At 72.2% G+C, this 25,647-nt stretch carries 17 protein-coding genes; 4 read left to right on the top strand and 13 right to left on the bottom strand.

Annotated features, from left to right (window positions below):
* Positions 1–96 precede the first annotated feature (96 nt).
* The 5 genes from M1203_RS25620 to M1203_RS25600 all read right to left on the bottom strand — a co-directional run bounded on the left by M1203_RS25620 (position 97) and on the right by M1203_RS25600 (position 9,839).
* Entirely contained in the window at positions 97–4,872 is a 4,776-nt protein-coding gene (locus tag M1203_RS25620; RefSeq protein ID WP_249952155.1) for a caspase family protein, read from the bottom strand.
* A gap of 7 nt (positions 4,873–4,879) precedes the next feature.
* Positions 4,880–5,227 (bottom strand): hypothetical protein, encoded by a 348-nt coding sequence (locus M1203_RS25615; RefSeq protein WP_249952154.1) that lies wholly within the window; start codon positions 5,225–5,227, stop codon positions 4,880–4,882.
* Between the two features lie 101 nt (positions 5,228–5,328).
* Positions 5,329–6,576, bottom strand: a complete 1,248-nt coding sequence (locus tag M1203_RS25610; RefSeq protein WP_249952267.1) for a Cmx/CmrA family chloramphenicol efflux MFS transporter — start codon at positions 6,574–6,576, stop codon at positions 5,329–5,331.
* Between the two features lie 205 nt (positions 6,577–6,781).
* The gene (locus M1203_RS25605) at positions 6,782–7,432 is read right to left on the bottom strand and encodes a hypothetical protein (protein ID WP_249952153.1); all 651 of its coding nucleotides are present in this window, start codon (positions 7,430–7,432) and stop codon (positions 6,782–6,784) included.
* A 100-nt stretch (positions 7,433–7,532) separates the two neighbouring features.
* Positions 7,533–9,839: a cation-translocating P-type ATPase gene (locus M1203_RS25600; RefSeq protein WP_249952152.1), complete on the bottom strand. Its 2,307-nt coding sequence runs from the start codon at positions 9,837–9,839 to the stop codon at positions 7,533–7,535.
* Positions 9,840–10,059: 220 nt separating this feature from the next.
* Between M1203_RS25600 and M1203_RS25595 the strand changes: the two genes are divergently transcribed.
* A complete protein-coding gene (locus M1203_RS25595) occupies positions 10,060–10,764 on the top strand; it encodes a copper homeostasis protein CutC (RefSeq protein ID WP_249952151.1) in 705 nt (234 codons plus the stop codon).
* Positions 10,765–11,343: 579 nt separating this feature from the next.
* Here M1203_RS25595 and M1203_RS25590 read toward each other — a convergent pair.
* Positions 11,344–11,796, bottom strand: a complete 453-nt coding sequence (locus M1203_RS25590) for a VanZ family protein (protein ID WP_374403971.1) — start codon at positions 11,794–11,796, stop codon at positions 11,344–11,346.
* Between the two features lie 221 nt (positions 11,797–12,017).
* On the opposite strand from M1203_RS25590, the gene M1203_RS25585 reads away from it, so the two are divergent.
* The gene (locus M1203_RS25585) at positions 12,018–13,661 is read left to right on the top strand and encodes a DNA repair helicase XPB (RefSeq protein WP_249952150.1); all 1,644 of its coding nucleotides are present in this window, start codon (positions 12,018–12,020) and stop codon (positions 13,659–13,661) included.
* 8 nt (positions 13,662–13,669) lie between these two features.
* Here the strand turns inward: M1203_RS25585 and M1203_RS25580 are convergent, their stop codons facing one another.
* Both M1203_RS25580 and M1203_RS25575 read right to left on the bottom strand, forming a co-directional pair.
* A complete protein-coding gene (locus tag M1203_RS25580) occupies positions 13,670–14,887 on the bottom strand; it encodes a glycosyltransferase 87 family protein (RefSeq protein WP_374403969.1) in 1,218 nt (405 codons plus the stop codon).
* Positions 14,888–14,985: 98 nt separating this feature from the next.
* Positions 14,986–15,183: a hypothetical protein gene (locus M1203_RS25575; protein WP_249952149.1), complete on the bottom strand. Its 198-nt coding sequence runs from the start codon at positions 15,181–15,183 to the stop codon at positions 14,986–14,988.
* Positions 15,184–15,594: 411 nt separating this feature from the next.
* On the opposite strand from M1203_RS25575, the gene M1203_RS25570 reads away from it, so the two are divergent.
* On the top strand, positions 15,595–17,694 hold the full coding sequence (locus M1203_RS25570; protein WP_249952148.1) for a UvrD-helicase domain-containing protein: 2,100 nt from the start codon (positions 15,595–15,597) through the stop codon (positions 17,692–17,694).
* A 29-nt stretch (positions 17,695–17,723) separates the two neighbouring features.
* Here the strand turns inward: M1203_RS25570 and M1203_RS25565 are convergent, their stop codons facing one another.
* Entirely contained in the window at positions 17,724–20,348 is a 2,625-nt protein-coding gene (locus M1203_RS25565; protein ID WP_283959018.1) for a helicase C-terminal domain-containing protein, read from the bottom strand.
* 186 nt (positions 20,349–20,534) lie between these two features.
* Here M1203_RS25565 and M1203_RS25560 point away from each other — a divergent pair, with 186 nt between their 5' ends.
* Complete coding sequence (locus M1203_RS25560; protein ID WP_249952146.1) at positions 20,535–21,605, top strand: hypothetical protein; 1,071 nt, start codon at positions 20,535–20,537, stop codon at positions 21,603–21,605.
* A gap of 82 nt (positions 21,606–21,687) precedes the next feature.
* Here the strand turns inward: M1203_RS25560 and M1203_RS25555 are convergent, their stop codons facing one another.
* The 4 genes from M1203_RS25555 to M1203_RS25540 form a co-directional block, all read right to left on the bottom strand.
* Positions 21,688–22,563 carry an AraC family transcriptional regulator gene (locus tag M1203_RS25555; RefSeq protein WP_249952145.1) on the bottom strand — a complete coding sequence of 292 codons (876 nt, stop codon included), beginning with the start codon at positions 22,561–22,563 and terminating at the stop codon, positions 21,688–21,690.
* A gap of 130 nt (positions 22,564–22,693) precedes the next feature.
* Complete coding sequence (locus M1203_RS25550) at positions 22,694–23,500, bottom strand: ABC transporter ATP-binding protein (RefSeq protein WP_249952144.1); 807 nt, start codon at positions 23,498–23,500, stop codon at positions 22,694–22,696.
* Positions 23,497–24,588 (bottom strand): iron chelate uptake ABC transporter family permease subunit, encoded by a 1,092-nt coding sequence (locus M1203_RS25545; RefSeq protein WP_249952143.1) that lies wholly within the window; start codon positions 24,586–24,588, stop codon positions 23,497–23,499. The genes M1203_RS25550 and M1203_RS25545 overlap by 4 nt, the downstream gene beginning before the upstream one ends.
* Complete coding sequence (locus M1203_RS25540) at positions 24,585–25,619, bottom strand: iron ABC transporter permease (RefSeq protein ID WP_249952142.1); 1,035 nt, start codon at positions 25,617–25,619, stop codon at positions 24,585–24,587. The genes M1203_RS25545 and M1203_RS25540 overlap by 4 nt, the downstream gene beginning before the upstream one ends.
* Positions 25,620–25,647 lie beyond the last annotated feature (28 nt).

Raw genomic sequence — 25,647 nt, 5'->3', positions numbered from 1 at the left:
GGCGCGGGCGGCGGACGGTGTGTCCCCCGTCCGTCCCACAAGAGAGGACAACCGGTGTGATCGGTTCGCGCTGTCGATGATCTGTGACAGATGGGATCAGCCGGCGGTTTCGTCGGCGGCGAACCAGGTCTCGGCCTCGTGGCGCATGCCGAGGTCGGTGGCCTTGCGGGCGACGGTACGGAAGGGCAGCCCCAGGCGCATGGCCACGGTGGCGAGGGTGGGAAGCGAGATCTCCACCGCGTGCTCGCCGTCTAGGATCGGCACCTCGATCCGCTCTCCTCTGTGCGCGAGGGGGTCGATTTTGACCATCAGGAACGCTTCCGCGTTCCGTTCCTGGAGCCAGGTGTCGGGGAGTTCGGCGACGTCGTAGCCGAAGTCCGTGAGCGACCGCGCGACATCCTCCGCGGGGCGCCCCAGATGTTCGGCCACCGCGTACAACTGCGGGGGAGAGATCACGGTCTGATGGTCATCATCGGGCAGGGTCCACCGGAGCGCTTCGACGTCGTGTTCCTGGAACCGGTCGAGCAGCCACTGAGCCGGGGCGCAGCGGTACCCCAGGCCGATCAGTCTGGCGGCCGTTTCCGTCATGGAGAGGGTGGAGCGACCCGCCCGCTCCGCGATCGCGCCGAGCCCCATCGGGCGATCCGGCCGGGGCCATGCCTTGCTGGACGACGATTCGTATCGCGCGTAGAGGAAGTTGATGTCCTGTTTGCTCGGCAGCGGCCCCTCGGCGGGGAGTTCGGGGACCTCGAAGCCCAGCGCGCGCAACCGTACGGCGACCGACTCCGGTGTCTGCCCGGTGCGGTGCGCCACCCCCACCACATGGGGCAGCGGGACCGGGCGGTCCACATTGAGGGAGATGCCGTTGTAGACGAGAAGCGCCCATTCGTCGTCCCGGATCGCCAGCTCGGGGGTGCCGGGGGAGGGCACGGAGAAGCCGGTGTCCCTCAGCAGAGCGACGACCGCCTGTGTGGTCGTACCGGAGGCGCGTGCCACGCTGATCAGCTGGGCGTAGCTGATCTCCCGGGCCCGGTCCAGTGGCACCGGATCGGCGTGCAGATCCCAGAGTCTCCGCAGCACCTCGCGGTCTTCCGCGGTCCAGACGTCGGAGTTCGGATACTCGGCGGGGACGGCGAATCCCAGGTCGCGGAGCCGGTCGGCCGCCTCACGAGTGGAACACTCGGCCATCGCCGCGCTGCGGCAGAGCTGAGCCACTGACAGGTCGCTGCCAGGTTCCAGCCAGCCGTCGGTCACCGAGCCCAGCGGGCTGAGCAGAGGGAGATCCTCCCGCCGGACTTTCTCGCAGCCCGTGGGAGGAACGACCGAGTACCCCAGAGCCGTCAGACGCTCGGCGACGGCCTCGGCGGTGAGTTCGGTCAGGTCCACCAGGCCGAAGATCTCGTCGAGGGTGACCACCTGCTCGGGATCGCGCCACACCTCGACGCTGCGGGCGCTCAGGATCCCGGAGTCCACCAGGGTGCGGGACGGACTCTTGAGCAGATAGAAGGTGCTGTTCTCAGGTCCGGTGAGCCAGTCCTTGTACCGCTGGGTCCAGTTGAGCGCGGTGTACAAGCTCCGGGCACTGAGCAGCTGATGGTCCGAGGGGCGTGCGCAGGGCAGCGGAGGAGATGCCTGCGCGGCCTCGGTCAGCGGATCCCCCAGGCCGGCCCGGTAGAGCGTGAGCAGTCGCCACCGCAGTACGGGCGCGGGTACCAGACGGAGATAGGACGGTCCGTGCTTCTCCGGTACCGCCGGGTAGTGGCCGGTCACGAGCGGCAGAATCGTCTGGTCGGGGCGGAAGAACCCCACTGTGCCGAAGGGGCGTTCGGTGTCCCCCGCGGGCCAGGGCACCCCACTGGTACGCGCGCGTTCGGCGACCTCGTCCCCGAAACCCACGGAGGACCTGCTGGCCTCAAGCAGCCAGTCAGGCATCAGAAGCGGTCGCGCGGTCGAGAACAGGCTCGGCAGCGCTTCACTCAGCACCGCGGTGACATGGTCCTCGTCGTTCGAACGGATCGTCTTGCGGTCGACGCTCAGCTCCGGCTGATGCTGTTCGCGGAGGTTGACCACGGCGCCATAGCGCTCCCGGGCGCTGCTGCCGGTGGTCACCGAGTTGGTACTCGCGAGCAGACCGTCCGAGAGAAAGCGGCCCGTGCCGTCCACCCACCAGACGTCCGGGTTCCCGGACGGGTAACAGGCGCCGGAACGCAGGAACATGTCCGAGTCCTCCGCCCAGGCCAGCTCGGGACCGCTGACCGAGAGCCGCCCCGGCTCCCACTCGTGCCGTCGCGAGCCGTGCTCCGCCTTCGTACGGTACGGAGCCAGCCACAGCACCCTCTGGAGGGTGTCCACGCACGAGACACGCTCCTTGTGATCGGTCAGCAGGAGCCGCACCGTCGTGCCGGAGTCCGTACCCGGCCCCAGGTCCTCGACGCGGAACAGGTTCCCCGGGCCCGCGATCTTCACCTGGTACCTGTTGCCGGGGCGGCCGTCACGCCCCATGCGGCACGTCGTCACCTCGATCTCGTCCGCCAGCATGAAGTAGCTCAGCACGCCGATGCCGAAGCGGCTGTTGGGGTGCAGCTCGATGCGGGGTTCGCCCAGCTCGGCCCAGGCCGTCTGTTCCTCGATGTACTCCGGCAGGTCGACGAAGCGCGCGCCGCCCTGGGAGAAGACGTTGCGCAGCTCGTCGATGCCCATGCCGACGCCGTTGTCCCGGCACTCCAGATACGGGCGGCCCTGGGCGTCGGCCTTCTGGACGAACTCGATGAGGCCGTCCCACCGCGTGGGCATCTCGCCGGTCCTGCGCAGGTATTCCGTACGGCGGTCCCGGTAACGGACGGCGTCCAGGGCGTTCTGGTACAACTCCCTGATCGCCAGCTCGCGTTCGCCGTACAGCTCCTCGCCCATCAGCAGTTCCTGCACCCGGTCCTCGGCGAGCTGGAAGCGGATGCCGTCGGCCAGATGCGTGGGGGTGTTGCCGCTGAGCCTGACGCGGTCGGCGTCGGCGTACGGCGGCAGGGCGCGCAGCGGGGCGAGCGCCGACGTCCGGTTGATGTCGCGCAGGAGCGCGTCCACGCGGTGGGCGTGCTCGCGCAGGGCGATCTGGACGGCCGGGTGGCGGCAGACCGCGTTCAGGGAGCGGCCGAGGCCCGAGGTGCGCCAGTCGGAGCCGCGGATCGTCGTCAGCAGATTGCCGAGGTGCACGCTGTCGGAGATCCCGATGTGCTCCACCAGGATCTCCGGCAGATCCACCGGGTCGACGGCGAACGCCTGGGCGGCCTTGGCGAGGGACGCGACGAGGGATTCCCTCACCTCGTGTTCGTCCCGCGTACTGGCGGCGATGACGTCGTAGTCGCCGTCGCCCTGCCCCGTACGGTCCGACCGGTCCGCATCGCCTGTGCGGCCGGTGGCGCGGCGGGGTACGGCGAACGGCGCCGCCCGCAGCTCCTGGAGGAAGCGCATGAAGCGCTCGCCGGACAGGGCGTCCGTCACCCACTCCGGGCACTCGGGGCCGCCCGGCGGCGGGCCGAGCAGGGTCTTCAGGGTCTGTGACGCGTACAGCTCGGGCTGCCGGATCAGCCAGCGGTGGAACAGCCACCAGCGGATGCGTTCGGCCGATCCGTCCGAGACACCGCGCTGCTCCAGGGTGCGCAGTCGGCGCTGGAGGCGCGGGAAGCCCTGGGCGAACTTGCCGAAGCGGTCGCGCTCGGGGGTGGACTGATCGGCCGGGCCCGCGGTGACGACGGGCGCCCGCTGGGCCGCTTCATGCGTCCAGAACGCCTGGCCGAGCAGCGGCAGCAGGACCGTCAACGCGCCTTCGGTCGGGGAGAGTTCCGTACCGGCTGCGAGCCTGCCGGTGAGGAAGCCCAGCCGGTCCTGGGCGCGCTTGGCCAGCTCCGCGTCGTGCCACGGGTCGTCGCGCAGCGTGGCAGCGGCCGTCTCGTACCCCTCGGCGAGCCGGGCGGCGAGGGTGGCGCAGACGTCCTTGAGCGCTTCGCGGGCGGCGCCCGGTGCGGTCCGTTCCCATACGGGGTGGGTGGCGGTGCCGCGTACCCAGGGATGTTCGGCGGCGTCCCGGGCGGGGCCGGGCAGGACCGTGAACTCCTGCCAGGGGATGTCGGTCTCGGCCCTGATCCGCTGGACCGGTGGCGTCTTGCCGTACGCCGTGTGCAGCTCGGTCACCCGGCGCTGCACCTCGTCCATGAACTCGCCCATGTGCAGCGTGTGCGGGACGTTCGACACGATGTCGGAGACCGCGCGGGAGAAGAGGCTGAACGAGTCCTTCGGCTGGGTGCCGGCGACGTCGGCGTGCTCGGGGAGCACGGCCTCGGACTCGTCCACGTACAGCGCGTACTGGGCCTTGGAGCACGCGTACACGTACGCGACCTTGCGGCGCAGTGTCGCGGCGATCTTGGGGCGTTCCCAACCGGGCATCCGGGTGGGGGACTTGGTCCTGCGGGACGATCCTTCCCGGCAGGCGTCGATGAGGAAGACCACCTGGCCGGCGGGGGAGTCCTCCAGCTCCTTCTGCCAGCCGATCTCGACGCAGCTCTCGGCGAACGGCTCGCTCTCGTAGTAGGCGTCCTCGGGGACGAGGTAGTCCCGGCCGTCGAAGTGCACCCCGTGGCCGCTGAGCATGATGAACAGGGTGTCGCCGCGGCCGGCCTCGCGCAGGAAGCGCAGTACGTGGCGGTTGACGGCGTTCGGGGTGATGCCGCGCTGGGACTCGGCGATCTCCACCGGCCGGAACCCCCGGTCGGACAGCGCGCCCTCCAGCCGCTGGAGGTCGTCGCGGACGAAGGGCAGCGAGCGGATCGTCTCGTCGTCGTACTCGCTGGCTCCGATGAGGAGAGCCTTGTGGCGTGGCATGGAACCCCTACGACGGGCGCTTGAACGTGAGCGTCAGACCGCGGGTTCCCTGTACCTGGCCACTGCCGATGAGCTGGATACCGCCGGTGGCGGTGACCTGGAAGGAGAGCTGGGCCTCGGCGAGCGGGAGCGCGCCGCCGCGGGCGGTGACCTCCTCGAAGACCTTCTGGAGGGCGTCGACCGTATCGGCCAGGTTCTTGCGGAGGGGGCCGAGGGGGACCGAGCGCAGGACCGCCTCGCCGTCGTGCCGGAAGAGGCCGCCCATCGCGTTGCCGTCCTCGCCCTCCTCCTCCACGACGTCGACCCAGAACGGCAGCGTCTGTCCTTCGGTCCCGTCCGGCTCGTGCTGCGACATTCCGGTCTCCCCCGCGTGAAACTGATGGGCCCTCAACTCATGTGCCTCAACTCTAGATTGCCGAGGGGGGCGTGGGGAGTGTTACGTACCAGACGGCACGGCTACGGCAGGGGACTGCGGACGTCGTCTGTGGCCGTCTGGGCGGCCTTGGTCGACTCGGCGGACGAGGCCAGGAGCGAGCCCGCGACCACCCGGCTGCCCGCCGTCGCGCGGTGGTAGCGCAGCGAGAGCGCCGCGAGACCGATCGCGACGACCGTCATCGCCGCGCCCGCCCAGGCCGTCGAGGCGAAGCCGAAGTCCGCGTCGATGACCGTGCCGCCGAGCCAGGGGCCGCCGGTGTTGCCGAGGTTGAAGGCGGCCGTGGTGGTGGCGCCCGCGAGAGTGGGGGCCGCGGCGGCGATATTGAACATACGGGCGTTGAGGGCCGGGGCCGTGAAGAACGCCGAGACGCCGAGCAGGAAGGTCAGCGTGATGACGGCCACCGGGTGCGAGGCGGTGAGCGCCAGCAGGGCGAGCAGGACCGTCGACGCGGTGACGCCGCCGATCATGACGCCGAAGAGATGCGCGTCCGCGTACCGGCCGCCGAGCGCCGTACCGACCAGCGCGCCGAGACCGAAGAGCGCGAGCACGGTCGGCACCCAGCCGCTGTCGAGGCCGGTCACGTCCGTGAGCAGCGGGGCGAGATACGAGAACGCGCAGAAGACACCGCCCGCGGCGAGCGCGGTGACGGTGATCGAGAGCCAGACCTGACGGTCGCGGTAGATGGTCAACTCCCGCTTCAGCCGGGGCTTCTCGGCGGGCCGCGGGATAGGCGGGATGAGCGTGACGACGCCGACCAGCGCGACGGCGGAGGCCGCGCCGACCGCCCAGAACGCCGAGCGCCAGCCGAGGTGCTCGCCGAGGAACGCGCCTGCCGGGACGCCGAGGACGTTCGCGATGGAGAGCCCGCCGATCATGACCGCCATGGCGCGTGCGCGCGCGTTGTGCGGCACCATCGCGATGGCGACGGCCGCGCCGACCGCCCAGAACCCGGCGCAGGCGAACGCGCTGACGACGCGGGAGGCGAAGAGGATCTCGTACGTCGGGGCGACCGCGCCCGCGACCTGGCCGAGGCCGAAGACCGAGATCAGCGCGATGAGGGTGGTGCGGCGGGGGAGCCGCAGGGTGGCGACGGCGAGCAGCGGCGCGCCCACGACCATGCCGATCGCGAAGGCGGATATCAGGAGCCCGGCCGTGGGGATGGACACGTTCATGTCGTCGGCGAGAGGCGGCAGCAGGCCCGAGAGCATGAACTCGCTCGTACCGAGGGCGAAGACGGACAGGCCGAGGATGTAGACGGCGAGGGGCATACGGGACCGGGACGGGGACGGATCCTGGGACGCGGGCCGGCCGGGGGACGGGAGCGGCTTCCCCATCGACGGTTTCGCCATCGATGGCATCGACTTCGGTATCGGCTTCGGTGTCGGCTGCTTCGGCGGCGAGGAATCGGCGGAGTCGGGCATGACAGCTGCCAACGTACGTACCGGCCGTCGCATTCCGCCGGATCACCGGCTCTCAGCTGGTGAGACGGGTGAGGCCGCGCAGCTCGTCGGCGAGATTCGCGCGGGCGCGCGCCTCCCACTCGCGCGCGCCGTAAGGGGTACGGAACAGCGCGGGCAGGGCGAGCAATTGCTCCAGCACGGCGGCCCGGCCGGTACGGAAGGCGTCGTCGGGGACGAAGCCGTACTCCTCCCGTACCGCCGCCGTGTAGGCCGCGTACGCCTCGGGGCCCGAGGCCAGGATGGCGAGGTCGGCATCGCACAGGACGGCGCCGTCGCGGTCGCCGGGCGCGGCGGCGTGCGTGGTGGTGAGCCGGACGAGCCGGGCGACCTCGCGCGTATGCTCCTCGCTCAGCCCGGCCTCGGGCAGGGCGCGCTCGGCGAGGCGGGCGGAGCGCTCCTCGTTCTCGGAGCGGTCGGGCAGGTAGACGGCGTCGTGGAACCAGGCGGCGAGTCGTACGACGTCGGGGTCGTCGGCGAACTCGGCGAGGGTGTCGACGCGGTCCAGGACGGCGAGCAGATGATCGGTGGTGTGGTACCGGCGCTGGGGCTCGGCCCAGCGGGCGAGGAGGCGGTCGGCGTACTCGTACGGGTCGGGACCCGTCGCCTCCGCCCGGAGTGCGAGAAGCGTGGTCGCGAACCGGCTGCGCAGATCGGGTGCGGGCATGGGACGACGATAGAGCCGGGCCCCGGAACGGGGGTTCCGGGGCCCGGCTCGGTACGGCTGCTCGCGTGCTCGTCTGCTCGTCTATGAGGCGCCTGCTCGGCTATGAGGCCCGGAAGCTGCGGAGCCGGAGGCTGTTGCCGACGACGAAGACGGAGGAGAAGGCCATGGCGGCTCCGGCGATCATGGGGTTGAGGAGCCCGGCGGCGGCGAGGGGGAGCGCGGCGACGTTGTAGGCGAAGGCCCAGAAGAGGTTGACGCGGATCGTGGTGAGGGTGCGGCGGGCGAGCCGGATGGCGTCGGCGGCAGTGCGCAGATCGCCGCGTACGAGGGTGAGGTCGCCGGCCTCGATGGCCGCGTCGGTGCCGGTGCCCATGGCGAGTCCGAGGTCGGCCTGGGCGAGGGCGGCGGCGTCGTTGACACCGTCCCCGACCATCGCGACGGAGCGGCCCTCCGCCTGGAGCTTCTTGACGACGTCGACCTTGTCCTCGGGCATGACGTCGGCGATGACCTGGTCGGGGCCGATGCCCACTTCCTTGGCCACGGCGTGGGCGACGGCCTTGTTGTCGCCGGTGAGGAGCAGCGGGGTCAGGCCGAGGGCGCGCAGCCTGCGGATGGCCTCGGGGCTGGTGTCCTTGACGGCGTCGGCGACTTCGAGGACGGCGCGTGCCCGGCCGTCCCAGGCGACGGCGATGGCGGTGCGGCCGGCGGCCTCGGCCGCCTCCTTCGCCTGCTCCAGGTCCTCGGGGAGATGGATCTCCCACTCGGCGAGCAGCTTTGCGCGGCCCACGAGGACGGCGTGGCCCTCGACGATGCCCTGGACGCCGAGGCCGGGGACGTTGGCGAAGTCCTCGGGCGTGGGGAGCGCACCGGTCCGCTCGGCCGCCGCGGTGGCGACGGCCTGGGCGATGGGGTGTTCGGAGGCGTGCTCCAGCGCGCCCGCCAGCCGCAGCACCTCGGTCTCGTCCGTGCCGTCGGCGGTGTGTGTGCCGAGGAGGGTCATACGGCCGGTGGTGACGGTGCCGGTCTTGTCGAGAACGATGGTGTCGGCGCGGCGGGTGGATTCGAGGACTTCGGGGCCCTTGATGAGGATGCCGAGCTGGGCGCCGCGGCCGGTGCCGACCATGAGGGCGGTCGGGGTGGCCAGGCCGAGGGCGCAGGGGCAGGCGATGATCAGGACGGCGACGGCGGCGGTGAAGGCGGCGGTGAGTCCGGCGCCGTTGCCGAGCCAGAAGCCGAGGGTGGCCAGCGCGAGGGCGATGACGACGGGTACGAAGACGGCGGAGATCTTGTCGGCGAGGCGCTGGGCGGCGGCCTTGCCGTTCTGGGCGTCTTCGACCATGCGGGCCATGCGGGCGAGCTGGGTGTCGGCGCCGACGCGGGTGGCCTGGACGACAAGACGGCCACCGGCGTTGAGGGTGGCGCCGGTGACCGGGTCCCCGACGGTGACCTCCACGGGCACGGACTCCCCGGTGAGCATCGACGCGTCGATCGCGGAGGAGCCATCCACGACGGTGCCGTCGGTGGCGATCTTCTCCCCGGGCCGGACGAGGAAGTGGTCGCCGGTGCGCAGCTGGGCTGTGGGGATGGTCACTTCGCCGCCGTCGCGCAGGACCGTGACGTCCTTGGCGCCGAGTTCGAGCAGGGCGCGCAGGGCGGCGCCGGCCTTGCGCTTGGAGCGGGCTTCGAAGTAGCGGCCGGCGAGGATGAAGGCGGTGACGCCGGCGGCGGCTTCGAGGTAGATGTTCCCGGCGCCGTCGGTACGGGCGATGGTCAGCTCGAAGGGGTGCGTCATCCCCGGCATGCCGGCCGTACCGAAGAACAGCGCCCACAGGGACCAGAGGAACGCGGCCGAGACACCGACCGAGATGAGGGTGTCCATGGTGGCCGCGCCGTGGCGGGCGTTGGTCCAGGCCGCGCGGTGGAAGGGCCAGGCGGCGTAGGTGACGACGGGGGCGGCGAGGGTGAGGGAGAGCCACTGCCAGTAGTCGAACTGGAGGGCGGGGATCATCGCCATGGCGATCACCGGGACGGACAGAAGGACGGCGGTGGTCAGCCGCTGCCGCAACGGCCGCAGTTCCGCGTCCGCGGCGTCCTCGGCGGTGTCCTCGCCTGTGTGCGTGCCGTCCGCCGCGGCCACGGGGGCCGGTGCGGGCGGTGTGGCGGTGTAGCCGGTGGCCTCGACGGTGGCGATCAGATCCTCGACCGCGACGTCCGCACCCCGGTAGCTGACCTTGGCCTTCTCGGTGGCGTAGTTGACGGTGGCCTCGACCCCGTCCATGCGGTTCAGCTTCTTCTCGATCCGCGCCGCGCAGGAGGCGCAGGTCATACCGCCGATCACGAGCTCGACTTCGGCGGCTGTGCCGGTGGCGCCCGTGGTGGCTGCGCCAGTGGTCCGTGTGGGGCTCATGGCTGACGGCTCCTTCTCCTCGACCGTTGCATCCTACCCCCTAGGGGTATCTCACTCCTCTATGTATACCCCCATGGGGTATCTGAGGCAAGGCGTTTCCCGGATGTGCTGATGCGCGCGGACGGGGGCGCCCCGTAGGCTGGGACATTGGACTAGACCTATAGCGGGGTCCTGTCCAGTCATGTCCACGATCCGCCGGCATACCTATGAATGAGGTCCCATGAGTAAGCGTGCACTCCTGGAGGTGATCGCTCTCGACGCGGAGGACGCGGTCGCCGCCCGGAACGGAGGCGCGGACCGCCTTGAACTCGTCACCGACATGGCGGCGGACGGGCTGACCCCACCCCGCGAGACCTTCGCGAAGATCCGGGCCGCCGTCGACATCCCGCTGAGGGTGATGCTGCGGCTGGCCGACGGCTTCACGGTGGGCGAGCCGGCAGGCGCGGACGCCCTGGTCGAGGTGGCACGGGGACTGCGGGCCGAGGGCGCGGACGAGTTCGTCCTCGGCTTCCTCGACGCGGCCGGGGCGCCGGACCTGGTGACGGTGGAACGCCTGATCGCCGAGCTGGACGGCTGCCGGTGGACCTTCCACCGGGCGATCGACCGCGCGGCCGACCGGGACGCGCTCCGTAAGCGGCTGGCGGACCTGCCGGGCCTGGACACGTACCTCACGGCGGGCTCGGCGACGGGCGTGGACGCCGGGCTGCCGACGCTGCTGACGGAGACGGCGGCGGGGGAGCGGGGTGAGCCGGGGTACGGGGCGCGGCTGATGGTCGGCGGCGGGCTGCGGCTGGACCACTTGGGGGCGCTGGTGGCGGCGGGGGTGGACGCGTTCCACATCGGGGGCGCGGCGCGGCCGGGGGGGTGGGCGGGGTCGGTGTCGCCGGGGGCGGTACGGGGGTGGCGCGACGCGTTGGACGCGTAGCGCGTCGTTGTCCGGGGTTCGTTTCGTTTCGGCGGGTGCCGGTGGTTGCGTGCGGGTTGTTGCCGGTGGTCGCTCCGGGTTCGCGTCCGGGACTGCATGATTTACGGCGCGGTTCTGGCCTGTCGTTGGTTCGGGCGTTCGCGCGCCACAAATCACGCTCTACGTCCCGGACACGACCCCTGCGCGCCCCCCTTCACCGCCCGTCACCGACGAGGCGTCCGTGCGCGAGGCGGCGGCACCGTTCCGCACCAGCCCACTCACCCCAGCCGGGATGGCGAATCGCAGGGGCCACCCTCCCGCACCAGCCCACCCGCCCCCGCCGGGACGGCGAATCGGCGGGGCCGCCGGGCCGCACCTGCCCCCCACCCCCGGCCGAGTCGGCGCCTGGTGGCGACCACCGGGGGGAGGGGGTCGGGGTCGGAGGAGGTGCGTGTCCGGACACTAAAGCGTGATTTGTGGCGCGCGACCGCCCGAACCAACGACAGGGCAGCTGCGCGCCGTAAATCGTGCCGTCCGGACATGTACCTCCGGAGGCCCCGGCCCCCGGCACCACAACGCACGCAACCGCACCCGCACACCTCAGCGCCGACCAAGCGGCCCCGCGCCCAACGCGTGGAAGCGTCGACCGATCACCCTCCCCACCAGCAGATACGCGATCACCGCCCCACCCGTGTTCAGAATCACGTCGTCCACATCGAACGCCCGCCCCCGCACCACCGCCCCCTGCGCCAGCTCCACCAGCACCATCACCAGCACAGTCAGCGCCACCACCCGCACCATGCGCAGCCTGCGTGGCACGAGTACCGGAAGGATCAGCCCGAAAGGCGCCCCCATCAGCAGATTGCCGCCGATCTGCTTGCACGCGGCGAGGAAGGTGTAGTCCTCCGCGTACTGCCTCAGCGAGTGCCCCGGGCTGAGATTGGACCCCGCGATCTCCTCGGACGCGGGGGACGGAGTCAGCGTCAGTTCGGCCAGTACCGCGGCGAACCCGGTCAGGGCGACCAACGCCACCGTCATGATGAGAATGCGCAACGCGGCGCGCTTCCACGGGATACCCCCTGGGACAGCCTTCGCCGGCTTGGGCCTTTCCGTCTCCGCGGTCATAGTCCCCGGATGCCCCCGCCCGCCGGGGATACGCCCCCGCCCGCCCCGGTTACGCGCCCGCCGGTCCCGATCCGGCGAAGATGCGCGACACTGGTCATTTGGCCACTGGTCATTCGGCCGTGCAGAGCCATCCCGAAAGGCAGCCGCGCGTGAACGGACCCCTTATCGTCCAGAGCGACAAGACCCTGTTGCTCGAAGTCGACCACGAGCAGGCCGACGCCTGCCGCCGCGCCATCGCGCCGTTCGCCGAGCTGGAGCGTGCCCCCGAGCACATCCATACCTACCGGCTGACCCCGCTCGGGCTGTGGAACGCCCGCGCCGCCGGGCACGACGCCGAGCAGGTGGTCGACGCGCTCGTGGAGTACTCCCGGTATCCCGTGCCGCACGCGCTGCTCGTCGATGTCGCCGAGACGATGGCCCGCTACGGTCGGCTGACCCTCTCCAAGCACCCCTCCCACGGCCTGGTCCTGACCTCCACGGACCGTCCCGTGCTGGAGGAGATCCTGCGCTCCAAGAAGGTCCAGCCGCTGGTCGGCAACCGCATCGATCCGGACACCGTCGCCGTCCACCCCTCGGAACGCGGCCAGATCAAGCAGACGCTCCTCAAGCTGGGCTGGCCGGCCGAGGACCTCGCCGGTTATGTCGACGGCGAGGCGCACGCCATCGAGCTGGACGAGACGGGCTGGGCGCTGCGTCCGTACCAGCGGCAGGCCGTCGAGGGGTTCTGGCACGGCGGCTCGGGCGTGGTCGTGCTGCCGTGTGGCGCGGGAAAGACGCTGGTGGGGGCCGGTGCCATGGCCGAGGCCAAGGCGACGACGCTGATTCTGGTGACCAATACCGTCTCGGCCCGCCAGTGGAAGCACGAGCTGGTGAAGCGGACCTCGCTGACCGAGGACGAGATCGGCGAGTACAGCGGTACGAAGAAGGAGATCCGCCCGGTCACGATCGCCACGTACCAGGTGCTGACCACCCGCCGTAAGGGCATCTATCCGCACCTGGAGCTGTTCGACTCGCGTGACTGGGGCCTGGTCATCTACGACGAGGTGCATCTGCTGCCCGCGCCGGTCTTCAAGTTCACCGCCGACCTCCAGGCCCGGCGCCGCCTCGGGCTGACGGCGACGCTCGTACGGGAGGACGGCCGCGAGTCGGACGTCTTCTCGCTCATCGGGCCGAAGCGGTTCGACGCGCCGTGGAAGGAGATCGAGGCGCAGGGCTATATCGCGCCCGCGGACTGTGTGGAGGTACGGGTCAATCTGACCGACAGCGAGCGGCTGGCGTACGCGACGGCCGAGACGGAGGAGAAGTACCGCTTCTGCGCGACGACCGCGACGAAGCGGAAGGTGACGGAGGCGCTGGTGCGCAAGCACCGGGGCGAGCAGACGCTTGTCATCGGCCAGTACATCGACCAGCTCGACGAACTGGGCGAACATCTGGACGCCCCCGTCATCAAGGGCGAGACCAGCAACGCGCAGCGCGAGAAGCTTTTCGAGGCGTTCCGGCAGGGCGAGATCTCGGTGCTGGTCGTGTCGAAGGTCGCGAACTTCTCGATCGATCTGCCGGAGGCGACGGTCGCGATCCAGGTCTCGGGCACGTTCGGCTCCCGCCAGGAGGAGGCCCAGCGCCTCGGCCGGGTCCTGCGTCCGAAGGCGGACGGCCACGAGGCCCGCTTCTACTCGGTCGTCGCGCGCGACACCATCGACCAGGACTTCGCGGCGCACCGCCAGCGGTTCCTGGCGGAGCAGGGCTACGCGTACCGGATCGTGGACGCGGACGAACTCCTCGCGGAGAGCTGAGCCCGTACTCACCCCGTACCCGCCGTCGTACTCACCCCCGAACCGGCCTCCGCGCGCTGCACCGGAAGGACGAGAGCGGAGTCCTTCCTGCCCGCGCCCGCGCCCGTGCGCCATGCCGCGAACGCCAGCAGCCCCAGCGCGAACAGCGCGTACGGCGACGAGGGCACCTGCTGCCACCACGGCAGCCTGAGGTCCAGATCGCCGTGGTGCGGCACCAGCCAGAAGCTGCGCGCCGTCCAGACCACCCCGACCGCCGCCGCCGTACGGAACCGGCGCTCCGCGATCAGCACCGCGAGCAGCGGTACGCACCACACCCAGTGGTGCGACCAGCTGATCGGCGACACGAGCAGCGCGGTCAGCGCCGTGACCAGTACGCCCCAGGTCTCCAGCCCGGCCCCCACGACGGCCCGCCGGGCGATCCACAGCCCGGCGACAGCCGTCAGCCCGGCGGTCACCATCCACACCGCGCCCGGCTCCGGGGTGTGCAGAAGGCGCCCCAGCATCCCTTGCAGTGACTGGTTGTCGACGATCCACGCCTTGCCGACCCGGCCGGTCTCGAAGACGCGTGTCGTCCAGAACTCGCCACTCGCCTGGGGCAGTACGAGCGCGCCGAGCAGCACCGTGCCGGTGAAGGAGGCCAGGGCGATCAGCGCGGACCGTACGCGCCCGGTCACCAGCAGATAGACGATGAAGACGGCCGGAGTCAGCTTGATGCCCGCCGCGACACCGAGGGCGAACCCCTTGCCGAGCGCGTGCTCGGGTCTGGACAGGTCCCAGAGAACGAGACAGGCGAGTACGAGGTTGATCTGTCCGAAGAGGACGGTCTGGAAGACGGGTTCGAGCCAGAGCCCGACGGCGACGGCGGCCAGCAGCGGTACGGGACCGGCGGGCATCCCCGCGAACCGCCAGGACAGCCGTACGAGCAGCGCCAGCAGCGCGGCGTTGCCGATGACGAAGGCGACCTTGAGGGCGTCGACGGGCAGCCAGGTGGTGGGTACGAAGAGAATCGCGGCGAACGGCGGGTAGGTGGCGGGTAGTTGCCATTCGGTGACCGTGAACCCGTAGAGGTCGGTGCCGTGGACGACGGCAGCGCCTTCCGCGCGGTAGACGAGCGTGTCGGCCATGGGAATGCGCCGCGCGACGCAGAGAGTCGCGAGTGCGGCCAGCGACAGGGCGAGCGCGCCCACTGCGGCGAGTGAACGGGGCGTCACGGTCCGGTATGTCACGGCCGCGACCCTAGTGGATCAGAGGCGTTACTCAGGAGCGCGGCGGGACGGGGCGGCGCGTGGTTGGCGCGATAAGGATCATTGGCGTTCGATAGGGTTCAGCGGCGCTTGATACCCGCCTCCTCCGAGTACTCCCCGAGGACCGCCACGCTGAACGCGGTGGTCACGAAGACCTTGACGGCGCGCAGCGCGTTGCCGACGTAGTAGGCGTGGTGGGGAACGGAGCCCGTGGCGGTCGCGCCGGGGAGCGGCGAACCGTGCGGGGCATGGGCCGGGGTGAAAGTCGCGGTACTCATACATCCATGATGGGCACGTCCGCCGTGTGAGTCATCGCCCTCGGGTTTGAGCCTTGGGCGGGGCCATGTACGCCTACGGTCGAAGGGCCTCCCCTACGGGATGGAGGCGCGGATGGCCCGGAAGCCGGACGCGCTCCCGCCGCCGAGAGTGCCGCCGGGGGGACCGATGAGGGCGCCGCCGAACCGTGCGCGCGGACCGCGCGGCGCGGCCCCCGAGGAAAATCATTCGCCTCCCCGTCACCCGCTGGCTACAATCGCCCACCTTGCCCGCCTCCCTCGCGGAGCGCCGTCGTCCGGACGGAAACCGGACGGCCGACCGCCATGACGTGATCCACGCCGAACGGCCACCGCCGCCCGTCGCCCGACGGGACGCGGCCCGTCGGCCTGCGTAAAGCCCCCGGAGGCACCACCGTGTCCGCGCACGCCCCTGACGACCTCGACGACCTCACCCCCGATCCCCTCGGGCCCCCCGATCCGCTGGCGCGGGAACGCGCCCACCTCGCCGCCTCCCGCTCCGCCCTGCGCGCCATGCGCGAGGACGTCCAGGCGCTCGACATCCGCGACGTCACCGCGAACTGGGTCAACGCCGCCGTCCTGGAGGCCCAGATCGAGGACCGCATCAAGGCGCTCGCCGATCTCTCCCACACCCCGCTCTTCTTCGGCCGCCTCGACTATCTGCACCCCGTGGGCGCGGCCGAGGCCGAGGGCGCCGAGGGCGAGCGCTTCTATATCGGCCGGCGCCATGTCCACGACGCCGACGGCGATCCCATGGTCATCGACTGGCGCGCCCCCGCCTCCCAGCCGTTCTACCGGGCCTCCAAGAAGGACCCGCTGGACGTCGGACTGCGCCGCCGCTTCGGCTACACGGCGGGCGACATCACCGCGTACGAGGACGAGCACCTCTCCGACCCGGCCGAGACCGCGCTCTCCAGCAAGCTGCTCCAGGCCGAGATCGAACGGCCGCGCGTCGGCCCCATGCGCGACATCGTCGCGACGATCCAGCCCGAGCAGGACGAGATCGTACGGAGCGGACTCGGCGGCACCGTCTGCGTCCAGGGCGGCCCCGGCACCGGCAAGACCGCCGTCGGTCTGCACCGGGTCGCGTATCTGCTGTACGCGCACCGCGAGCGGCTGGCCCGTACCGGCACGCTGATCATCGGCCCGAACGCCTCCTTCCTCCACTACATCGAGCAAGTCCTCCCCGCGCTCGGCGAGTTGGACGTGAAGCAGGCGACGGTGGACGATCTGGTCGCCTCGGTGGACGTACGCGGCACGGACCCCGCGCCCGCCGCCGTCGTCAAGGGCGACGCCCGCATGGCGGACGTCCTCCGACGCGCCGTACGGTCCCATGTCACGCCGCCGACCGAGCCGGTCGTGGTGGTACGCGGCTCGCGCCGGTGGCGGGTCCCGGCGTACGAACTCGAAGAGATGGTCGAGCAGTTGCTCGCCCGCGACATGCGGTACGGCGCCGCGCGCGAAGCCCTTCCGCAGCGGATCGCGCACGCCGTGCTCGTACGGATGGAGGAGGCGGGGGAGGCGCCCGACGACCGGGTGCAGGACGCGGTGGCCCGCAACCCGGCGGTGAAGGCGGCGGTCAAGGCCATCTGGCCACCGGTCGAACCGGCGAAGCTGGTGCTGCGGCTGCTCTCCGACGCGGAGTTCCTGGCCGCGCACGCCGAGGGCGTCCTCACACCGGACGAGCAGAAGACGATCCTGTGGGCGAAGCCGGTGCGGAGCGTCAAGTCGGCGAAGTGGTCGGCGGCGGACGCGGTGCTGATCGACGAGGCGGACGATCTGATCGCCCGTACCCACTCGCTGGGCCATGTGGTGCTCGACGAGGCGCAGGACCTGTCGCCCATGCAGTACCGCGCGGTGGGCCGCCGCTGCTCGACCGGATCGGCGACGGTACTGGGCGATCTGGCGCAGGGGACGACGCCGTGGGCGACGGCGAGCTGGACCGACGCGCTGCGGCACCTGGGCAAGACGGACGCGGTGGTGGAGGAGCTGACGGCGGGTTTCCGTGTGCCGCGCGAAGTGATCGCGTACGCGTCGAGACTGCTGCCGTCGATCGCGCCGGGGCTGGCGGAGGTGGCGTCGGTACGGGAGTCACCGGGCTCGCTCTCGGTACGGCCGGTCCCGACGGGGCCGGCGGGTCTCGACAGGGCCGTCGTCGCGGCCTGCGTGGAGTCGCTGACGCACGAGGGCTCGACGGGCCTGATCGCGGCGGACGCCCGTATCCCGGCGCTGCGGGAGGCGCTGACGGCGGCGGGCCTGGCCTACCTCTCACCGGGCGAGGAGACGACGGCCGAGGCCCGGCTGACACTGGTCCCGGCGTCCCTCGCGAAGGGTCTGGAGTACGACTACGTGGTCCTGGACGAACCGGCGGCGGTGGTCGACGGCGAACCGGACGAACGGACGGGGCTGCGGCGGCTGTATGTGGCGTTGACGCGGGCGGTGTCGGGGCTGATTGTGCTGCATGCGACGGGGTTGCCGGGGGCGCTGTCGCTGTAGGGGATCGGGGCTGGTGCGGGCCGGTGATCTCAGGCCGGGTCGTCGGCCAGTTCCGCCACTCCCGTGATGCGGTGCAAGGGGTACGTGCGGACCTCGTCCGCCGTGTGGTCGTAGCCCGTGACGTAGCCGCCCTCCACCCGTACCGGGGCGATGACGCGTTGGCTGGCCGCGCCGTCCGCGTTGACGTAGCCGATCCAGACCGCCGAGCCGGTCATGGCGGCGGCCTGGACCGTGGCGAGGGTTTCGGCGGAGGTGGTGCGGGGGAGGGCGCCGTTTCTGGAGGCCGCCGCGGCGGAGGCCAGGGCGGCGGAGCCGGAGCCCGAGGGTTCCGGGACCGGTTTGTGGACGACCGTGGCGGCCAGGTCGCCCGCGCGGATCGCTCTCACCGCCGCGCTGAGCAGCGCCGTGTCCGGGGTGGGGGGTCCGTCAGGGACCGGGGCGGGGGCCGTTCTGGGTGGGGTGCGGTGGGCGTGGGCGCGGGTGATCATGACGTCGCCCTCGGCCGACTCGGCGGCCGGTGCGAAGCCCATCACGCGCAGCCCGTCGAGCAGGGTGACCGCGTCCGCGTGGGCGGCCAGCACGGTCGGGGCGAGGCGGCGCAGCCGCAGGCCCTGGGAGCGCTTGTCCGCCAGGATCTCGTCGAGTACGGCCTCGTCGTCGCAGCGCACGTACGCGGAGGCCGCGCCGACCCGGAGGTGGCCGTGCTTACGGGCCACGTCGTCGATGAGGTAGGCGAGCGGCTGGGGGACGGGTGTACGGCTGTGGTTCCTGAGGAAGTCGTGCAGGTCGGAGGCCGACTGTCCGGCGTCGAGCGCGCGGCGTACGGAGCCGGGGGTGAAGCGGTAGACGGTCGCCCCGCCCTTCGACTCGACGTCGGCGGCGATGGCGAGCAGTTCGGCGAGGGGGCGCAGGAGGGGGCCGGGCGCCACGGCGGTGAGGTCGGCCTGGAGGAGGACGTGGTCGAGGGGTTCGGGGAGGAGCGGCGCCAGGGCGCGGGCCGCGCGCCGGCCCGCCGCGGCCAGTTCGCCGGGCGTCAGGGTGTCCTCGTCGGGGGTGCCCGCGTCGTCAGGTGCCAGGAGGGCTCGGGCGTGCGACGAGAGCGCTCCCCGGCCCGTGATGCCCAGCATCTCCGCCTCGTTGAGGGTCCAGGCCGCCAGCCGCGTGCGCAGATCGTCGGCGCGGCCGGCGCCTGACGCGCCGCGCAGAGGGCGTTCCCAGCGCAGCCGGGCGAGCAGCGACTCGGGGTCGGGGGCCGTGCCCTCGGGGAGGGTGGCGAGGAGGTCGAGGATCCGGCGCCGTACCTCGGGCGCGGCGCCGCGGTCCAGATCGGGGCCGAGCGCGGCGAGCGTACGGCCCTTGGAGTCCTGGCTGCCGACCAGACCGGCCGTGCGGGTCGCCGTCAGCCAGGCCGTGGCGAGCCGGGCCCACCGTTCCGGGGCGGGCAGTTCCTGCCAGTCGTCGTAGGCGGGCGTCGGCGCGTACCGTTCGTCGGCTTCGCCGTCGGCCGCCAACAGCCCGGCCGCGTAGGCCAGTTCGACCCAGAAGGCGGCGACGGGCTCGGCGACGTCCAGGGCGGTGGCGGTGCGCTTCAGGTCGCGTACGGACAGACCGCCGGCCCGCAGGACGTTCGGGCCGCCCTCGTTCCAGTCCTTGGCCAGCTCCTCGATGGTGGCGAGCGTCGTGTACGCCTGTCCGGCCGCCGTGTTGTCCACAACCTGTGGACGGGCGCCGGTGCTCGCGTCCGAGGCGCGGGGTGCGACGCCGGGTGCCACGGGCTCCGGCGTACGGTGCGCGCGCCCGGCGCGCAGATGCAGCGCCGCCTCGCGCGGCAGGACGACCGTACGGGTGGTCGCGGGCAGCAGCAGCCCGCGGTCGCGCAGCCACTGCACGGGCGGGGTGGGGCTGGAGGTGACCTCGCCGTACGGCGGCCCCCACACCAGCCGGTCCAGCACCGACAGTGCCTCGACCGGGGCGGTGTCGAGCAGCGCCGCCATCCGCGTCCGGTCGGTGAACAGCGCGGTGAGCGAGGCCACCGCGGAGACCGGATCGTGGGTGGAGGGCAGCCCGGCGGCGGTCAGGATCTCCTGGAGCCGGCCGGGTGACATGCCCGCGGTGGCCTCCGCGACCGTCGGCCCGAGCCCGGTCGGCGAGGGATGGGCCGGGGAGGGGGCGAGCAGTTCGCGGGCGGTGCGCACCAGCCGCAGCCGGTCGTCCGCGCCCCAGATCAGCGCCCGGTCACGCAGCGTAGCCACCGCTCGGGGCAGCGCCGCCTCGATCTCCGGGTCGCCCTCGTCGCCGGTCAGCAGCGCGCGCAGCGCCTCGTACGGCGCGGGCTCCGCCGCGACGGCCAGGGCCTCCGCGGTCTGGAGCGTGAACCGGTCGAGGCGTTCCAGCGCCCGTACGACGGAGGCGCGGGTGCCCGCGCGTGTCGCGAGCTGCGAGAGGTCGCTGGGCACGGGGCTGAGCAGATCGGGGCGGGCACGCAGGAGCGCGACGAGCGATCCGTCACCCTGGGCGCGCAGGGCCTCCGCGAGCGTACGCGGTGGCGTACCGCCGGTTCCTTCTGGCACGTGCGCCTCCTGGTCAGGCTTCGCGGGTCCCCATCCGTTCCACGTTAGCCCCTGGAAGGCGCTCTGCCCGCGCCCCCGGGCCATGGGGGCGCCGCCGCGCCTTCTTCGCGCCTTCTTCGTACTGGATGAACGGGCTGGATGAACGGGCGGATGAGCGGGCGGATGTACGGGCGGATGTACGGGGTGGACGTACGGGGGTGACTTCGACACGATCGCCTACGGCAGTCCGTCGTGACGGCGGCTGCCGGGCGTGCCTGTGCGGAGGACAGTGTGGGGATCGAGAGCGATCAGCTGGTCTATGACTATCTGAGTCGGGTGGGGGACGAGGCTCAGCAGCGCCAGCTGCCCTCCGGGGACCGGATGCGGCTGGTGTCGTCGCTGCGCAACGAGATCGACAAGCAGCGCGGGAAGGCCGGCGGGGACAGTCCGGCCGCCGTGCGCCGCATCCTGGGGCGGCTGGGGACACCGGACGCGGTGGTACGGGCCGTCTCCGAGGGCGCCACGGGCGACGACACCCCCGCCCGTGCGCCGGAACCGCGGCCCGCGCTGCCGGAGCAGCGGACCCGGTGGCTGAAGGGAGCCAGGAGACCGGTCATCCCGGAGCAGGCGTCGGACTCGCCCGCCCCCGCGACGCCCGCCGCGTCACCGCCGCACCTGGCGGGGATGGACGAGCTGAGCCCGTCCGGCGGCCCGGGGCCCGACTGGTGGCGGATCGAACCGGGCCCGCTGGGCTCGGCGGAACAGGTGCCCGGGTTCGTGGGCGGGGTCGAGATCCCCGACATACTCAAGCCACCGCCGAAGGAGCCCAGGGAGAAGCCCGGCAAGGCGGCGGAGGGCGCGGAAGCCGAGGACGAAGCCGGGGACGGGGACGGGGACGGGACGGTGGACGCGGCCGAAGAGGCGGCGCGGGACACCGGCCGGCGCCGGTGGCGGCCGAAGCTGTCGCGCCGGGGCGCGGGTACGGGCGCGGCAGCGGGCGCGGGCGCGAAGAAGCGGGCCGGCGGGTTCTCCCACCCCTTCCTGCTGCTCGCCGCCGTGCTGCTGGTCGCCGGAGCGGTGTTCGGTTCCTGGCTGGCCCTGGGCGGCGGCTGGCTCCTCGCGTACGCCTCCCGGGTGCTCTCCCGCGCCGAAGCCAAATGGGCGGTCTTCGGCCTTCCCGGGATCTCGGCCGCCGGAGGCGCGGTCTGGCTCTGGGGCCGGCTGGACGGCCGCTGGGGCGAGGCGATCCCGCAGGACGGGATGGCCGACGCGCTGTCGGGCGCCTGGCCGGTGGTGCTCCGTACGGCGGCGGTGACCTCGGCGCTGTATCTGGTCTGGCGGGCGCGGCGCAAACGGGCGTGATAGGCGGGGGTGAGGTGGGGCCCGTACCGAGAACCGGACGCCGAGAACCGGACGCCGAGAACCGGTACGGGCCCCACCTCTTTCACTCCTCCTCGCGCTCCACCCGGATCCACAACTCCGCGTCCGCCCGCGTCCCGTCCTCCGACAGCCGGGTACGGAGGATCTCCGGGCCCGGCACGCTCCGGTACGGGTTGGACGGGAACCACTGCGTATAGACGTCCCGCCACAAGTACTGGAGCGCCCGCGGGAACTCGCCCGAGCTCTCGAAGACCGCCCATGTCCCCGCCGGGACCGTCAGCGTCGCCATCCCCTCGGGCGCGGCGGCCTCGGTCACCACGCCGTGCAGATAGTCGAGTTCGGTGCCCTCCGCGCGGCTCTCGGCGAGGTCGTCGCTGACGGCGACGATCCCGCGCGGCTCCTGGTCGGAAAGCTCCCCCAGCTCCTCCAGCCGCCGGAGGGTGTCCCGGCCGAGGCCCCGGATGAACGAGACGATCGCCGGGTTCATGCCCTCGTGCACGAGCGGGACCCGTGTCTTCGGGCCCACCACCCTGAACTCCGGCTTCTGGACCACTCGGTACCGCATGTCGCTACTCCCTTCGACGATGAGGCGAAAGGACATCCGTGGCTGGGACCGCAGCGCCGCGCCGGTCCGCCGGGCCTCGCCCGGACCGACGCCATGGACGGCACGGAACGCGCGCGCGAACGCCTCGCCCGAGCTGTAGCCGTACCGCACCGCGACATCGAGCAGCGTCCGCTCCCCGCCGAGCACTTCGGCGCCCGCGACCGTGAGCCGTCTGCGCCGGATGTACTCGGAGAGCGGCATGCCCGCCAGTGCGGAGAACAGCCGCCGGAGGTGGTACTCCGACGTCACCGCGATCCGCGCGAGTTCGGCCACCTCGATCCGCTGACCGAGGTTCCGCTCGATGTGCTCCATGGCCTGGTTCAGCCGTTCCAGCATCACCGGACCTCCTTCCCTTACTGATCAGCCACGTTAGGAAGAAGCCGCCCCACCGGACCCGGCAATCCGTGCCCGGTCCTGTCGGGTGGTCGCGTGTCAGGAGGTCCGGGGCGCGCGGGAGGTCCGGAGGTTACGAGGCGCGCGCGGAGTCCGGCCGGTACGGCGCGCCCGGCACCACCAGCGGCGACCCCGTCACCGGGTCAGGGACCACGACCGACTCCAGGCCGAAGACCTCCCGTACCAGCTCCGCCGTCACCACCTCCGCGGGGCGCCCCTCCGCCACGATCCGCCCGGCCTTCATCGCGATCAGGTGATCCGCGTACCGCGCCGCCTGGTTGAGGTCATGGAGCACGATCACGACCGTACGGCCCTGGTCGTGGTTGAGGCGGCGGACCAGATCGAGCACCTCCACCTGGTGCGCGATGTCCAGGAAGGTCGTCGGCTCGTCCAGCAGCAGCAGATCCGTCTCCTGCGCGAGCGCCATCGCGATCCACACCCGCTGGCGCTGGCCGCCGGACAGCTCGTCCACCGACCGGTCGGCGAGCGCGGTCACATCCGTACGTTCCATCGCGTCCGTGACCGCGCGCTCGTCCTCGTCCGACCACTGCTGCCACCAGCGCTGGTGCGGCTGACGGCCGCGCGAGACGAGGTCGGCGACCGTGATGGCCTCCGGGGCGACCGGCGACTGCGGGAGCAGGCCGATCGACCGCGCGATGCTCCGGGTCGGGATCCGCGCCAGCTCCGTGCCGTCCAGCAGTACGGAACCGCCGCGCGGCCTCAGCAGCCGGCCGAGCGCGCGCAGCGTCGTCGACTTCCCGCAGGCGTTCGGGCCGACGATGACCGACACCCGCCCGTCGGGGACGGCCAGATCCAGCTCGTGGACGACCGTGCGGTCCTCGTACGCGAGCGTCAGCTCGCGGGCGGTGAGCCTGCTCATGCCTTGCCTCCTGCGGTACGGCCGCGGACGATCAGCCAGATCAGATACGGGGCGCCGACCGCCGCCGTCAGTACCCCCACCGGGAGTTCGGTCGGCGAGAGCAGCCTGCGGGCCAGCAGATCGGCGAGGACGACGATCACCGCCCCCATCAGCGCCGAACACAGCAGCGGGATCTGCGCGGTACGGGTCATGCGGCGGGCGATCTGCGGCGCCAGCAGCGCCACGAAGTCCACCGGACCCGCCGCGCCCGTCGCGACCGACGCCAGCACCACACCGAGCAGGGCGAGCCCGAGCCGGACCCGGCCGAGCCGTACGCCGAGCGCCGTGGCGGTGTCGTCGTCCATCGAGACCGTGCGCTGCGCGTACGCCGCCCACAGCACCGCGGGCACCAGCGCGAGCAGCAGCCAGCCGAGCGGCGCGGCGAAGTCCCAGCCCCGGCCGTTGAGCGAGCCGGTCATCCAGACCTGGGCCTGCTGGGCGACCAGATAGTCGCCCTTGGTCAGGAAGAGCGTGGTGATGGAGCGCAGGGCGATCGCGAAGCCGATGCCGATGAGCACGAAGCGCGTGGCGTGCAGCCCGCCGCGCCAGGCGAAGACGTACACCAGCGCCGCCGCGACGATGCCGCCCGCCACGGACAGATACGGAAGGACGGTGTACGAGGTGACGCCGAAGGTCATCGCCCCGACCGTGAGCGCGCTCGCGCCCTGGCTGACGCCGATGATGTCGGGGCTGGCGAGCGGATTGCGGGCGACGGTCTGGATCAGCGCGCCCGCGACGCCGAACGCGAGCCCGACCAGCAGCCCGACCACCATGCGCGGCAGCCGCAGCGTGCCGACCACCAGCTCGTCCGACGAGGGCTGCCCGAGGATCACCTTCAGCACCTCGGACGGTGGCACGAAGCTCTCGCCGACGCTCAGATACGCCACGCACACGACGGCCAGCGCGACGGCGAGCCCGACCGCCACGGCCGCCGCCCGCCGGTGCAGCAGGAACGAGGCGCGTCCGATCCGTACCCGCGCATAGCCCGCCGGCCGTATCCCGCCCGCCCCGGTGACGCTCCCCGGGGCCTCCTTGAGGGCCGTCGTCATGCCGGCACCGCCTTCCGGCGTACGAGAGCGACCAGGAACGGCACCCCGATCAGGGCCGTCATCACCCCCGCAGGGACCTCGCCCGGCGGAAAGACGACGCGCCCGACGACATCGGAGACCAGCAGCATCACGGGCCCGATCAGGGCCGCCATGGGGAGCACCCAGCGATGGTCCGAGCCGACGATGGCGCGGGCGATATGCGGAACGGCGAGCCCTATGAAGGCGATCGGCCCCGCCGCCGCGACCGCCGCTCCGATCAGTACGGTCGCGCCGAGGCCGCCGACGATCCGGACGGCCGCGACATTCTGGCCCAGGCCCTTCGCCACGTCCTCGCCGAGGGCCAGGGCATCCAGGCCACGGGCCACGGCTATCACCAGTACGGTGCCGATCAGCAGGAACGGCCAGATCTGACCGGCGATCTCGGCGTCCCGGCCCGCGATCGAGCCCACCTGCCAGAAGCGGAACTCGTCCAGCGTCGCCGCGCTCGTCGTCAGCACGCCCGTCGTCACGGACACCAGCAGCGCGTTGATCGCCGCGCCCCCGAGGGCGAGCTTGACCGGGGTCGCGCCGCCGCGTCCGCTCGACGCGATCGCGTACACCGCCACCGACGCCACCGCCGCGCCCGCGAACGCGTACCAGACATAGCCGGCGAGCGTGTGCACCCCGGCGAAGGCGATGGCCAGGACGACGCCCACGGAGGAGCCCTGGCTGATGCCGAGGATGCCGGGGTCGGCGATCGGGTTGCGGGTGATGCCCTGGAGCGCGGTGCCCGCCAGCGCGAGCGCGGCACCGACCATCAGCCCGATCAGCGTGCGCGGCACCCGCAGTTGGCGAATGACCTCGGCGTCGTCGCCCCGGCCACTGTGCAGCAGCGCGTCGATGACGGCGGAGGGAGCGACGGCGCGGGCCCCGACCGCGAGACTCAGCAGGACCGAGAGCAGCAGGGCCACGACGGCTGCCGCCGTCCAGCCGACGCGGCGGGCGACCAGGGTGTGTCTGGTGCTGTGGATCGGCGGGGCGGCGGCTGGCATCGGAACCTATCGGACGGTGCGGCGGGCA

Origin of the sequence: Streptomyces sp. 35G-GA-8 (assembly GCF_023534745.1) — a bacterium.
GTDB lineage: Bacteria > Actinomycetota > Actinomycetes > Streptomycetales > Streptomycetaceae > Streptomyces.
The sequence above is the reverse complement of the archived record's forward strand: the minus strand, read 5'-3'. Positions and strand labels throughout refer to the sequence as shown.

Bases quoted from the DNA above. Each gene is read 5' to 3' on its own strand.
- M1203_RS25610 (WP_249952267.1), bottom strand. From the start codon at position 6,576: ATGCCCCTCGCCGTCTACATCCTCGGCCTGTCCGTCTTCGCCCTCGGT.
- M1203_RS25620 (WP_249952155.1), bottom strand. From the start codon at position 4,872: ATGCCACGCCACAAGGCTCTCCTCATCGGAGCCAGCGAGTACGACGAC.
- M1203_RS25605 (WP_249952153.1), bottom strand. From the start codon at position 7,432: ATGCCCGCACCCGATCTGCGCAGCCGGTTCGCGACCACGCTTCTCGCA.
- M1203_RS25540 (WP_249952142.1), bottom strand. From the start codon at position 25,619: ATGCCAGCCGCCGCCCCGCCGATCCACAGCACCAGACACACCCTGGTC.
- M1203_RS25600 (WP_249952152.1), bottom strand. From the start codon at position 9,839: ATGAGCCCCACACGGACCACTGGCGCAGCCACCACGGGCGCCACCGGC.
- M1203_RS25550 (WP_249952144.1), bottom strand. From the start codon at position 23,500: ATGAGCAGGCTCACCGCCCGCGAGCTGACGCTCGCGTACGAGGACCGC.
- M1203_RS25545 (WP_249952143.1), bottom strand. From the start codon at position 24,588: ATGACGACGGCCCTCAAGGAGGCCCCGGGGAGCGTCACCGGGGCGGGC.
- M1203_RS25615 (WP_249952154.1), bottom strand. From the start codon at position 5,227: ATGTCGCAGCACGAGCCGGACGGGACCGAAGGACAGACGCTGCCGTTC.
- M1203_RS25565 (WP_283959018.1), bottom strand. From the start codon at position 20,348: ATGGCCCGGGGGCGCGGGCAGAGCGCCTTCCAGGGGCTAACGTGGAAC.
- M1203_RS25575 (WP_249952149.1), bottom strand. From the start codon at position 15,183: ATGAGTACCGCGACTTTCACCCCGGCCCATGCCCCGCACGGTTCGCCG.
- M1203_RS25595 (WP_249952151.1), top strand. From the start codon at position 10,060: ATGAGTAAGCGTGCACTCCTGGAGGTGATCGCTCTCGACGCGGAGGAC.
- M1203_RS25555 (WP_249952145.1), bottom strand. From the start codon at position 22,563: ATGCTGGAACGGCTGAACCAGGCCATGGAGCACATCGAGCGGAACCTC.